At 27.4% G+C, this 13720-nt stretch carries 13 protein-coding genes and 1 riboswitch (1 of these 14 cut by a window edge); of the genes, 1 reads left to right on the top strand and 12 read right to left on the bottom strand.

Going from position 1 to position 13720, the window contains the following annotated elements:
• Nucleotides 1-324, top strand: partial view of a hypothetical protein gene (locus tag QEJ31_RS09415; protein ID WP_280589586.1) — the 3' end only. 696 nt of this gene lie to the left of the window's left edge; only the last 324 of its 1020 coding nucleotides appear in the window; its start codon lies beyond the left edge, outside the window; its stop codon occupies nt 322-324.
• 146 nt (nt 325-470) lie between these two features.
• Here the strand turns inward: QEJ31_RS09415 and QEJ31_RS09420 are convergent, their stop codons facing one another.
• From QEJ31_RS09420 to QEJ31_RS09475, 12 genes are all read right to left on the bottom strand, one after another.
• Complete coding sequence (locus QEJ31_RS09420; RefSeq protein ID WP_280589588.1) at nt 471-1697, bottom strand: questin oxidase family protein; 1227 nt, start codon at nt 1695-1697, stop codon at nt 471-473.
• Nucleotides 1698-1714: 17 nt separating this feature from the next.
• Nucleotides 1715-2170 (bottom strand): DMT family transporter, encoded by a 456-nt coding sequence (locus QEJ31_RS09425; protein WP_280589590.1) that lies wholly within the window; start codon nt 2168-2170, stop codon nt 1715-1717.
• 3 nt (nt 2171-2173) lie between these two features.
• Nucleotides 2174-2635: a DMT family transporter gene (locus QEJ31_RS09430; RefSeq protein ID WP_280589592.1), complete on the bottom strand. Its 462-nt coding sequence runs from the start codon at nt 2633-2635 to the stop codon at nt 2174-2176.
• A 1-nt stretch (nt 2636) separates the two neighbouring features.
• Complete coding sequence (locus tag QEJ31_RS09435; protein ID WP_280589594.1) at nt 2637-3308, bottom strand: HAD family hydrolase; 672 nt, start codon at nt 3306-3308, stop codon at nt 2637-2639.
• 30 nt (nt 3309-3338) lie between these two features.
• Nucleotides 3339-4286: a pseudouridine-5'-phosphate glycosidase gene (locus QEJ31_RS09440; RefSeq protein ID WP_280589596.1), complete on the bottom strand. Its 948-nt coding sequence runs from the start codon at nt 4284-4286 to the stop codon at nt 3339-3341.
• Between the two features lie 15 nt (nt 4287-4301).
• Nucleotides 4302-4523, bottom strand: coding sequence for a tautomerase family protein (locus QEJ31_RS09445; RefSeq protein WP_280589598.1), 222 nt, complete (start codon nt 4521-4523; stop codon nt 4302-4304).
• A 63-nt stretch (nt 4524-4586) separates the two neighbouring features.
• On the bottom strand, nt 4587-8477 hold the full coding sequence (locus QEJ31_RS09450) for an amino acid adenylation domain-containing protein (RefSeq protein WP_280589600.1): 3891 nt from the start codon (nt 8475-8477) through the stop codon (nt 4587-4589).
• 341 nt (nt 8478-8818) lie between these two features.
• Entirely contained in the window at nt 8819-9250 is a 432-nt protein-coding gene (locus tag QEJ31_RS09455; protein ID WP_280589602.1) for a hypothetical protein, read from the bottom strand.
• Nucleotides 9251-9408: 158 nt separating this feature from the next.
• A complete protein-coding gene (locus QEJ31_RS09460) occupies nt 9409-9621 on the bottom strand; it encodes a hypothetical protein (protein WP_280589603.1) in 213 nt (70 codons plus the stop codon).
• A gap of 106 nt (nt 9622-9727) precedes the next feature.
• Nucleotides 9728-10468, bottom strand: coding sequence for a hypothetical protein (locus QEJ31_RS09465; protein ID WP_280589605.1), 741 nt, complete (start codon nt 10466-10468; stop codon nt 9728-9730).
• 184 nt (nt 10469-10652) lie between these two features.
• Nucleotides 10653-13046 carry a hypothetical protein gene (locus tag QEJ31_RS09470; protein WP_280589606.1) on the bottom strand — a complete coding sequence of 798 codons (2394 nt, stop codon included), beginning with the start codon at nt 13044-13046 and terminating at the stop codon, nt 10653-10655.
• 91 nt (nt 13047-13137) lie between these two features.
• A complete protein-coding gene (locus QEJ31_RS09475) occupies nt 13138-13533 on the bottom strand; it encodes an acyl-CoA thioesterase (protein ID WP_280589608.1) in 396 nt (131 codons plus the stop codon).
• Between the two features lie 11 nt (nt 13534-13544).
• Nucleotides 13545-13675: riboswitch (cobalamin riboswitch) on the bottom strand.
• Between the last annotated feature and the right edge of the window lie 45 nt (nt 13676-13720).

Consider the following 13720-nt stretch of genomic DNA (forward strand, 5'->3'; position numbering starts at 1 on the left):
AGTATTTTTCTCCAAGGGCAAAAATTTTTCAACCCTAAATTAGCAATTTCCTTAAAAGGGGAATTTTATTATGTTGCAAAGAAAACATATAATTATTACTATAATGGAAATTCAAATGGTTATTCAAAAACAGATCCAGCTTATTCAGTAGATGGTCAATTAAGAATAGATTATATAGCTATAGAAAATTCATTTACATTATTTTCTTCATTTAATTATGGCTATGAATTTGAAAATAAAAGCTATTCATCAAATGGCTCAGCATCAAATAATAAAAATATGTATTCTACAGCAATTGCTTTAGGAACAACTTATTTGCTATGATTATAAGACACTTTTAACAACATCCTTAAAAAATAAATTGTGAAAATATAGTATAAAATTATTAAGAATTTTCTTGTTACTATAATAATCCAAATAGAGTATTGTCAAAATAATCCTTTTTCTACTGATTACTGCTAAATTAAACCTTAGCTTTCATTTGGCATCAGTTTGAAAGATTCAGGAAGCCCAGGAGTAGTTGTAAATTGGTTTGCTGCAATTCTATATATTGTTTTATACCCTGACTCTTCCCAAATTTTTTTTAAAACATATACCATTTTAGGATTATGTTCTTCTTTTTCAACATAGGCACTTTCTATAATATTTTTCCAATATTTAGAAATATTATTATCGCTAAAATCATCAAATTTATTGCAATATTTATCAATTAATTGATTAAATTCATTTTTGTTTGGCATTGTCACCATAGCAAATAGAATACAATTCATACCAATCCAATAATTTTTTAAACACTCTTGCTCTTCTTCTTTATTTAAATAGAAAGCAATTTCTTTTAATGCATGAAGAGAAGTTAAAAGATGGAGAACTACAAAATTGCATGAATAGTGAAGATAAATTAAGGTAGTTAAGTAAAATAATTCATTCCATGATTCTTCCGTTGATAAATTACTTATCCATGCTTGTTCTGAATAAATTAACGGATGACCATACTTAAGAACTGTCGCTATTCTTAATTGTGTTCCTGAACGTTTTAACTCGGGATGGAAATTAAAATTGTTTTCTTCCTCTTCTTTTTTTAATATGGAATCAATGTAATTTTTAAATTGTAGAGGATCTTTATCAATTTCATCTAGGATATTTAAAAAAGAATTTATTGGAGAATTAAAAACTTCAGACTCTTCTTTTAAAACTTTTTCAGGATGGCATGATATAAATGAAAAGCACAAGTAGGCTAGTCCTTCAGTGATCATACATTTATTTTTAATGTCTAAACCCCAACCTAAATGGATTGCTGCATGAGTTAATGAGCTAACCCAACCAGGGAGTAAATGTGGTAAATATTCAGAAAGAACTCTATTTAATCCATGTATTTCAATTTCAGATTTAAAAAATTCATAATAAGAAGTATAACTTGTCCTTTTTCCTAAATATTCTTTCCAATTTTGTTTAGTTATATGATGCCTTGAAATTTTTGGTGGTTCTAATCCACAACCATATGTCGTACATTCAATATATTCAAAATAAAATTTATTTATTAAATTTATGTCTGCTGAAAGTCTAGCAAGAGCAACTACAGCATGTTTATTATGATTAGATAAGTGTCCATTAAATTCAATATGATTTGAGATGTCATTAAGTAGATCTGGAACCGTTTTTAAACTTCTGTTACTATTAATATTAATTATATTTTCCATAGCTACTTCCTATATGTTTATTTGATTTTTAAACTTTGCTTTAAAAAAGGTAATTTTTCTAATTTGGATAAATAAATTCCTGTTATAATTAATATGATACCAATAATTTGTGCAAAAATAGAGATTTTATTTTTGAAATTAAAGTCTAGCAAAACGCTAGAAATCATTTGTCCACTTATGACAAGTAAAGCTGTTTTTACTGCTCCCATTTTCGTAAATACATAGCTATTTAATGTTACAAATAAAGCTCCAAAAACTCCGCCTAATAAATATAATAAAGGTATTATGGTCGTATAAAAATATTTGTAGCTATCTAAGAAATAAAGGAGAAGGCTTAAAAATAAAAAACCACCTAAATGATTCCAAAAAGAAGCCTTTAGCGGTCCAACATAAAAACTTAATTTTCCATTAATAGATCTACTTGTACCAATTATAATACCATTTAATATAGCAAGGAATATAAAATATGTCATTGCTTAAGTCCTAAAATTAATAATGAGCCAACTTCCTGTTAAAATGAGGAATATAACGAAAAAATCTTTTAAATTTACAGATTTTTTAGTCGTGCCAAATAATCCAAAGAGGTCTGAAAAAATTCCAAAAATAATTTGCCCAACTAGCATTAAGGATAAAGTACCAGAAAGACCTAAAGTTGTATTAACTGCAATTACTGCTAAAATTACTGTGAAAGCCCCCGGAATTCCTCCAAAGTAACTCCAGAGAGGAATCTTCTTCAGAGGCTCTTTTTCAATTTTATTAACAATAGAATTTAAGTATATAATAAGAATAGCAGTTAGCGTTCCTATTCCGTGGGCTGTCCAAGAAGCAAATAGAGGAGAAGTTATTTTTGCTAAATGACTATTAAAATTAATCATCAAAGTAAGAACAACGCCAGCAAGTAATCCAAGAATCCATGAAGGTGAAAGAGTACTTTTCATTTTATTTCCGTAAGTTTTGTTTTAGTATATATTGAATTACTGAATTAAAATTATCAGAAATAAGTTCAGGCTCTGCGGTTTCTAATTTGCTTTTATCATGAATCCCATAGGTTACACCTAAGCTACGTAGTCCAGCATCTTTTGCCATAAGTAAATCATGCGTAGTATCGCCAATCATAAAAGAATTTTTGGGTTCTAACTGTAATTTTTCGATAACAAGTAAACCCATTTCTGGATGAGGTTTTGGCTGTTTGACGAGATCTGCTCCAACTATTAATTCAAAATAATTAAGTAACTCTGCAGCAGATAGTAAATTATTTGCACTTTTTAAATATTTACTAGTAGCAATTGCCAATATATATCCACGCTCTTTTAAGTTGGTAAGTCCTTCCACAACACCTGGAAAAATAAGGTTTTTAGCTTTGGGCAAAACTATTTCATTAAATGCTTTGTGGTAGTTTTTAATTGCTAAAGAAATAAGTTCATTTCCTAATTCAACATTAAGAAGTGATGCAAATGCCTTTTCTAGAGGAAGTCCTATTGTATTTCTAATATCTAGAACACTTACATCACTATAATTTAAACATTTTAAAGAATATAAAAATCCTTCAACAATTCCTGCAGGGGTATCGATTAGTGTTCCATCTAAATCAAAGATAACTCCATTATTCATATATGTCATTCTCATTTAAATTGCTAAATATTAATTTAACATTTGATTTTGTAAATAATTCATATGTGCTTTTGCTAATTTTCCAGCTAATTCTGCAGTACTAATTAATACAGACATATTTGCTTTTACGGTTTTTCCTGCAGTCGCTTGAGCAACAGCTTTCATTAAATAAGGAGTAGCCATTGGTCCTTTAATTCCTGCGTGTTCTGCTGCAATCATTGCTTTATTAATTATGTCTTCAACCTCTTCTCTTGCAATAGCATCTTCAGTATTTATTGGGCTTGTTATTACTACAGAACTTTTATTTCCTAATTCCCAATGCTTTTCAATAATTTTTGCTATCACTTCTTCATCATCGATTCTGTGCGGGCTTTTTATTCCACTAGATATGCAATAAAATGCAGGAAAATCATCGGATTTATAAGAAATAATTGGAATGCATTGTGTTTCTAAATATTCCATAGTTAGATTTAAGTCTAAAATATTTTTCGCGCCAGCACAGACAACAGCAACTTTTGATCGGGTAAATTGAATTAAATCTGCTGAAATATCCATACTAGTTTCCGCTCCTCTATGTACTCCTCCAATTCCGGCAGAAGCAAAAAATGGAATTTCAGCTAAATCACATGCAACCAGTGAAGAAGCTACTGTTGTCGCGCCAAGACCTTTATTTGCTAAGATAACTGGAATATCTCTGCTACTAACTTTTGGAATTCCTTTAGTCGAAGCGAATTGCTCTAATTCTTCATTATTCATTCCAATTAAAAAATGACCGTTTTTAAGACTGATAGTTGCTGGAATACTTCCTGATTCACGAATTACGTTTTCGATTTTTTGGGCAGTTATTAAATTTTCAGGAAAGGGTAGACCATGCGCAATTACAGTAGATTCAACTCCAACAACTGGCTTTTGATTTTGCAATGCATCAAGTACTTCTTCACTGTATTTAAGCAAAGGATGTTTTTTTATTTTCAACATATTTTACCTCTTTCATTAATAATTTGGCTGTTTGTGTAGTAAATTTTTTTTTTCTATAATTTCCGGTTTGTAAACTTCTTTAAACCAATTTTCTTTCTCTATTTCTTCAAATGAAATTGAAATAACATTTTCAGAGCAATTTAAATTTCTTGAAATTGTTTGAATGATATCTAAAGTAATTTTGTCCCTCTGCTCTTTGCTACTTGAGGGAAAATGTTTTATTATAATATGCGGCATGTTTCACCAAACTTTTTAGTTAATTGTAGTTCATTTGTAGTATTTTTTTTTTGTTTCTTCAAGTTAAAAATTAAAATTTTCTTCTTGAAGAATGGAATAATGATCTAATGGTATATTTTTAATAATAATATTATCTTTCAAATGTAATAAATCTCTTTCAAAATTAGAAATATTGTCACCTTGTGTTAAGAAAATTTTGATAGGAGCTTTAATAATTTTATTTGTTAATTTGTTTGTCGAAATAAAATTATATGTTGATTTTACTAATTCTACTATCCGTTTTGCCATTTGATAATCAAAAGCATTATTATTAGTTAAAATAAAATTAATAAATAGTTCTTCATTATAGCAATTATTTATACATATTTCTAATAATGGCGTATTAACTTTGCCAAAGAATACAGAAAATAAAATTGCAATAAATTTTTTATTTTTGAAAGAAGCTATTTCTCCAAGTGTATTTGAATCAAGTACTGAATTTTTTATACTAGGCATCCCTGGAGCTATTAATACAACTTCAGATACTTCTTCTCCTAAGCTTTCTAACAAGTAACAAGTTTCATATGCCAGTTGAGCGCCAAAAGAATAACCCCAAAGCTTATATGGCCCAGTAGGTTTAATTTTCTTTATTAATTCCAGATCTTTTTTGCTCATTTCTTCTATAGAATTATATGGCTTTTCATTTTCATTCAATCCATATGATTGTATACCATAAAATGTACACTCTGATTTTATTGATTTACTTAAATTTTTTAAATTTAAACAAAATCCACCCAACCCAGGCCAGCAAAAAATTGATTCATTTTCTTCTTTTTCATTTAAATTAATAATTCTATTTAATGTTTTTATGTTTCTGGATTTAATAAATTCAGTTAATTTATCAATGCTTTTATATTCAAAAAATGATTGAATTGGAATATCGATATTAAATTCATTTTTTAATCTTTTTAGTATTTTAATAATTGTTATTGAATTTCCACCCAATAAGAAAAAATTATCTGTTACTGAAAACTCTTTTATTTTAAGTTCGTCAATCCATATTTGATATATAATTTCTTCAAGATCACTTCTTGGTTTTATAATGCTTGTTGATTTTATATCTATATCTATTGTCTTTAAATACTCAGTATCTATTTTACCGTTTGCTGTCAGAGGAATTTTCTCTAAAGTAACTATTTTATTTGGAATCATGAAATTAGGTAATTTCTTTTTGAGATCTTCTAAAATAATTTCGATAGGACCTTGCATATGAACTGAGTCTTCTTTCATTCCCATATCTTTTTTTTGCTCAAGACTTATCGAACCACCGAGACAAAAATATGATGCACTTTCTTTACTAAGACCTAATATTTTTTCTAATTTAAGAGCCGTTGGTAAACTATGTCCAGATTTAGAACTATAGCCAGAGGACATTAATCCAATATTGATATCATTCATTTGAAGATGTTGTAAATATCTACCTAAATCAATGTATTGGTGCCAGCTAGACTTTTTATTAATTAAACTAATTCCAAATTGTGATCTTTGATAAACAATTTGATTAATAGCAATAACTTCATTTTCTAAAACATAATCACTAGATACTTTGTTTAGTTTATTTTGTTTTATTTCGTATAGGCCAGTTTCAAGTTGTTTGAAATAATTATTTTGATTTTGAAAATAAACTTCAATATCTTTAAATTTATCTAAATTATTGTTTGAAGTTACTTGATACGATCCTAAATAGATATAGTCTGTATTTAAATTTAAGGTATTTAGTATATTAGGATCATACTCAGTATTTGTAATTTCAAGTCCAAATTTAGGCAATATTTTATCAAATACTCCTAATATATGCCCCGTTTCAAACTCTAATACCTCTGAAACATTTAGTTGATAAACATTTTCTATTGCAGATTTTTTACCGATAAAATGGATTTTTAAATAATTTTCTTTTCCGGAATGAATATTACAAAAATTAAAGAGTTTATGATCTACAGGATGATAGTAATAGCATCCATTATTAATAAAGCTTAAATTATTGCATTCCAAGTACATTTGAGTCGCATAAAGAGCTCCAGGGGAAGCGTAAGAATATTTTGGTAAAAGTCTTTCGGAGCTTTTATATTTACCAAAATATCTAAGAATTTCACTGAAGTTATCAAATGACAAATCAGAAATAAATTTTTTAACGGAATTTTTTGCAGTCTGAAAATCAGAAATCAATTTAAAAATACTTTCATTATTCAGAATATTTCCATCAAAATACCGGTAACTTTTTCTTGAAAAAGTAAATTGCATCATTTCTTCAGTTGGAGTTTTATAGTTTAAGGAATATGCGCTTTTTAATTCTAGATCATTTTTACTATGAATCCCATTTTCTGCTAATTGCATTAAAACCTGGTGTTTATTTTCTTTACTAATGTGATGAGGTGAAAATTTTCCTTGATCCATTAAAACAGCTTCATTGGTATTTAATTCAATAAATGCTATTAGATAATCACTATTGTATTGTTTTTCATTTTTAACAATTACTGCAGCATGTTTAATCCATTGATTCATTTCAATTGTAGCTTTAATTTCATCCAACTCTATTCTATACCCTCTTAGCTTTATTTGATTATCAGCTCTGCCGCAGTATAAATATGATCCATCGTCTATTAGTCTTACCAAATCTCCAGTTTTATAAAGAATTTTGTCATCTTTAGTCATTGAAAAAGGATTTGATAAAAATCTTTCATTAGTAGTCATTAAGTTGTTTAAATATCCTTGACCTACTCCTTTTCCAGCAATATAAAGTTCTCCAATTTCTCCTATTGGGGTGATTTCTAAGTTTTTATCCAATACATAGTAATACATATTTGAAATAGGTTTACCTATTGAAATTATATTTTCATAGGTGTCTAATTTTTTAATATTTATATTAAGCGCTGAAGAATTTATGGTACATTCTGTAGGGCCATACAGATTTATAAAATTGCAAAATTGAATTTCTTTTGATGCTTTAGAAATCAGTGATTTATTTAAAGCTTCTCCACCTACGAAAAGATGTTTTAAAGTATTACATGATTTTAATTCTTTTGTATCTAGCAATCCTTGGAGAAGAGTTGGGACACATTGTAAAGTATTTATTTTATGCTTATTAATATAAGATATTATTTTTGCAGGATCCATGTAACTATACGAGTCAGTCAGAACAACTTGTGAGCCACAAGCCAAAGATAATATTTCCCATTGTGCAGCATCAAAACTTATTGGAGTTTTTTGAAGTATTATTGAATTACTATTAATACTTTGATTTTTTTCTAACCAATCCATCTGATTTAAAATATTCTCATGATTTATCATAACTCCTTTTGGATTGCCTGTACTTCCGGATGTGTAAATGACATAGCATAAGTCTTCACTTTTTATATTATTGGGTTCTAGTAAATGATTTATTTCAAATTTTTCTGCAAAGTTATCTGAAAATGATTCACTTAAAATTATATTTTCTACTGAATTGACCAAACTACCTATCTTTTTGGATAATTTTTTAGACGTAATAATATTTGTTACATTACTATTCTCAAGCATATATTTTATTCTATTATCAGGATACTCTATAGATAGAGGTAGGTAAGACGATCCAAACGATATTATTCCCCATATGCTAGTAATTATGTCAAGAGGGTTTTCCAAATAAACAGCTATAATTTGTTTATTACTAGAAATTATTTTGTTTAAGCGTCTTTTAATATTTAAGATATATTTAAGAAAATCTTCATAGGTATAATTGACATCATTATATGTTACAGCATTTTTTTCAGAATATCTGACACAATTAATTAAAAGTTTGGAAAAAATATTTTTTTTATTTAAAATTTCTTTGTGTGAATTTTCAAATTTGCTTTCTTCAAAATTTAAATTATTTTCAATAATTCTATTTATTATATAAAGGTTTTCACCTTCTAATTGGCTATTTATTTTTTGCAAGATTAACCTCTTTTTGTTTTAATTATTTGAATAATGTCTTAAATATTTTTCCTTGTAAAGAGGGAATTGAAGATAAATTTTAATTCATAAAGTTTACTAAATAATTTTAATTAAATTTATTATATTGTTAATTAAAATTAAATTTATTTACACATTTTTAAATATTATATTAATTTTTGTTATTTAATTAATTTTTTAATATTCTATTTTTTTAAATTACAAAAAAAATAAATTAAAAAATATTTTTTTGATGCGAATTATAATTGCAAATTATTCGTTAATATTATTAATTCTAATAAAAAAAATAATGGGCAAAAATTTATTACCTTTAGTTTAACTAACTAGTTACAGCTTTGCCCTGGTCCAGCTGGCATTTTGCAGCTACTACAACATCCTTCGCCACCATTTATGGATACACAAGTAGAGCAATAAGCTACTAAAATCCATCCGGCAGCGCACCATCCGCTACAGTTACAGCAAACAGCCTTTGACATTGGATTTCCCAATAATTTGTTTGGATCTTTCGGATCTTGATAGTCACTAAATAAAGTTAAACACGCGTCTAATTTTTTTGTAGTAATTTGTGAGCTATTTTTTTTTGCATTTTCAATTATCAATTTCTTACTTTCTTTTGAGTTGACTGAGTCTAGTTTTTTTGTAATGTCACTTCCAAGAACCCATCGAAAGCATTCTTGAATTTCGGTAAAAGCAAAAGAATTTTTTTGAGCAAGAAAAAATAGTGCTATGATAATAAAAAAGTTAAAATTTTTCATATATATTCCTTTTTATTTAAATATATATGAAATGATTAATATCTTTATTTTATGTCAAATATTTGACAAATAATTATTTATAATTCATTTTTCTAGGAGCAATAAATAATGATCGATTAATCCAGATCCTTCATGAATAGGAGTGTCATGACCAGAGATTATATAAGATATTTTAAATTTAACTTTTTTAATTTTTTAGGATATTCATCCAAATTAGCATAAGACAAATTACCAAAATTTTCTTTTAATATACAGTTACCATATAATACTTCTTCTTTCGCAAAATAGATAAATATTTCGTCTTTTGTATTTGATGGAACAAGATATATTGATTTTACTTTGCCGTCTTGAAGTTGAAAATTATTTGGCATAATTTTAGTAGGAAAAATATATAGTAGTCTAGGATAATCAGGAATTTATTTTTTAATAAAATCTAATGCTAAAAAAAGAAATGCATTTTAATTTAGAATTCAAAAGTTACAGTTTTTTAAGTATGCCACCATAAATTTTGCCATTTAACTTTCCATTGTTCTCAAGAATAACTGTACCATTTCCATCTTCAAATAAAATGTCACCATTGACTGTGCTATTATCAATGTACACATATTTTTTATTGAAAAAACTGAAACTCGATTTTTTAATAATAATTTCTTTAGTTTTTGTTTTATTTGTAATTTTAACTTTGTTTGATTCGACAAATATTGCCTTATTAAATGTTGAATTTTCTGCATAAAAATATCCTTTAACATATATTTTTCCATTTATGACAGAATTTTCTTCAAATCTAACAGCTCCATCATTTGTAAAATTATTTAATAAAACATTGTATCCTTTAAAGTTTCCACTTCCTTTATAGTCATCACAGATTAATTTTTTTGATACAAAAGTGCCAGAGTTATTAATATTTTTTATATTAATTTTATCTCCATAAAATGCTCCAGAACCATTAAATATTTCTGCTGTTAAGTTATCAGCTGTGAAAGAACCTGAGCTATTTATGCTCTCAACGAAAACATTTTGAAAATTACTTTTACCACTATTAATATAGTTCTTTTTTATTTTTATGTTAATAAGTTTGACAGAACCTGAATGATCAATGCATTCAATTTCGGAATTACTTAACTCTATTGCTCCCAGAGAATTTATGCAAGCAAATGCAGAGCAATGCAAATAGATAAACACCAGTGCAACAATAAATTTACAATATAGATTTTTCATTTTTCACCTAATTAAAAAAAGTCCTCTAATTAACTAAGAAAAAAAATATGTAATGTCAATATTATTTTTTGGATTGAAAATAAAATAAAATTAATAGAATACATTTTTAAATTTCTAAAAAAATAGATTTCTGCTTACCATAATTGAAGTAATAATTTTATCCAACTTTGTAAAGTTAAATTATTTAGCAACGACTCCAGCCACAAGAATTACAAGTAATACAGCCAGCTTGATGAATAAGAGTATCTTTTTGGCAATTAGGACAATTTTCACTAATCAATTTACTTCCTTCTGGGATATATTTTTTTAGCACCCGGCAAATTGCTTTTGCAAAGGTTGTCAAATCTCCTTCTGATTTTTGCAGTTGCTGTTCAATAAATTTTATATCAATACCGTGCCTTAAATTAAGAGAAACAAGGCGAGTGATTGCATTTTCACAACCATTGTTTTCAAAATTTTCTTTAATATTTATTTTTTGCAATTTTTTACTTTCATTAATAATTTCTAAAAAGTAAATACCTTTTTTATTTTTAAATATTTTACCTGTTTGATGATCTTGAGAAATTATTTTTTTCTTATATACTCCGCAGAATACTTCATAAGGATTACCATCAAGTAGACCAATAAGAACTACCCAATTTTGTGCTGCTACCTTTATATAATGGATATCACAATCAAGTAGTTCTGGTCTTTTAAAGGTCGCAAATTTAGATATTTTACTTTGATTAGAAGAATCAATATTATTTAATACTCCTTCTCTACTTTTATCTCGATATACTGTAACGGACTTCAAATTTTTTTCCCAAGCATTAAAATAGATATTTTTTACATCATCAATGGTAGCAGTACTAGGTAAGTTATAAGTAACTGAAATACCACTATCAATATATTTATAAATTTCTGCTAATAAGTTTATTTTATCTATAGAATTTATATTTTTCTCAGGAATTTTATCCCATGCTGCAAAAACCCATTCTTCTGATTTTATAAGTTCATCAATATTTTCTTTAGTTGGTTCAATATTTTTTCTTTTTAATTCATTTAAAACACAATTATCATAAATAAAGTGAGATCTATATTCACCTGTTAAAACACGTTCTTTTCTTTCATGATAAGGAGCAAATGCGGGTTCGCAGCCACTACCTCCAGCGCTTACAACCATTGATAAAGTACCAGTGGGAGCTATTGAAAGGCAACATACGTGCCGCATTGAAGAAAAATCACTTTCTTTTAGATTTGTTAATTTAATAAGTCTTTGAATAAAAGGACTTTTTAAAAACCACTGTGACGAGAATTCAGTGAAATTTCCACGTTCTTTACCTAAATTAATTGAAGTTCTGTAAGCTGTTTCGGAAAAAACACGCATTATATTAGAAACTATTTCTATACTTTCTTTTGAACAATATCTTACTTTATTTTTTATAAACCAATCATAAAGTCCTGTGAAACCGAGACCAATTCTAGTCATAGATTTTAATTTATCACGTTGAACAGGATGCGGTGATCTATTTTCATTATATTCTGCTAAAATAACATTATCTAAAAATCTAATTCCAAATTCAACTCTTTCTATTAACCAGTCTTCCCATTTCTCACTATATAAAGGCATGTTGTAAAAATTTATTGAAGACAAGACACAAGTATTATATGGATCTAACTTTTGTTCAGAGCATCCATTAGTTGAAACAATGTGATATTTTTTATTTGGGTGATAGTTACTATTAGACCAATATTCGCTTGAATCCCAAAATTCTATTCCTGGCTCTCCTGTTTTCCAGGCTTGAAGTGCAATTTGATTGAATAAATCATTTGCTAAAACTGATTTTTGAATTGAAATTTCTGGGCCTGGAGAATTATCTAGTAATATTCTTTTTCCTACTTTAATTTTTTGATTTTTCCTTTCCCAAATTAAATTTATCTTTTTATTTTCTGCAACTGCGTCCATAAATTCATTATCAACTTTTACAGAAATATTTTGGGAAGAAAGTTTTGTAATATCGGATTTACAAGAAATAAATTCGGGGCTATCAGGATGATAAATCCAAATATCTGGTTTAGTGGCTCCTCTTCTATTTTCTGCTCCTATAATTTGCATCGCTGAATCATATACTGTGAGAAAACTTACAGCACCTGTGCTTGTTTTTGCGCAATTATTAGTTTGTGCGCCTCTTGGTCTTAAACCTGAGATATCAATGCCGTTACCTTGGCCATATGATGCAATTCTACTCCAATTTTTTAGTGATTCGCCAAAAATGTCTTCAATAGAATCATTAACTGGTTCTTGAGTTGTGCAATTTACAAAAGAAACTTTACGATTAATATTACCCGCTCCACGCCATATGCCTCCAGCAGGGCTAAAATCTTTTTTGCAAATATATTCTATAGTTTTATTTTTCATAATAGAATAATATTTTGTGTCGTATTTATTAACTTCATGAGCGACTCTTTCGATCGCCTCTTGAAAAGTTTCTTTTTCCACTTTTCCAGTTTTTTCAATAATTTTATCATGACAATATTTGGCTTCAATAATATTTTTATAAATATCAGAAGAAAATTCATATTTTAAAGTTTTATTCATAGCCTGCTTCTTTTAAAAAAATTCCTTCCGAGCAGTTTAGTATTTAAATTGCTCAAATTTATTTTAGATTAAATTATTAAATTTTGAAACTTTAAATTACTGGAGTCGTTTTACCTTTTTCATCGATAGCAACCATTGTAAAAATACCACTAACTGCAACTTCCCTTTTATTTGTATACATTTGTTCAACATAAATTTTAACTTCAACTTTTACACTTTTTGTTCCAACATAAGTAACAATTCCATAAATATCAGCAAAAGTTCCAGCTGGTATTGGTTTTTGAAAATCAGTTTTATCTAAAGAAACAGTAACCATTTTTTTTCTTGAAAAACGAGTTGCAGTGATAAAAGCAACTTCATCCATCCAGTTTAATGCAGTTCCTCCAAATAAAGTATTATAATGATTAGTTGTGTCGGGAAATACGCATTTTATCATCCTTGTTTCTGAAAAATGTATTCTTTCTTGAATGTCATCAGAATAATTCATGTGTTACCTCTTGCTCGAGAGAAAATAAAAATAGGTATTCGGACTTTCATTTATTTTGATTACCGTTGCGGCACAGTGTTGGATTTTCACCAAGCTTCCCCTATTTGGAAAAGATACTCACATTTAAGGCGTGAAGCAATTTTATTTTCAAAATTAATTGTTTTTTTGTTTATATTTAAGCAAAAAT

This window comes from Pigmentibacter sp. JX0631, from assembly GCF_029873255.1.
Classification (GTDB): Bacteria; Bdellovibrionota_B; Oligoflexia; order Silvanigrellales; family Silvanigrellaceae; genus Silvanigrella.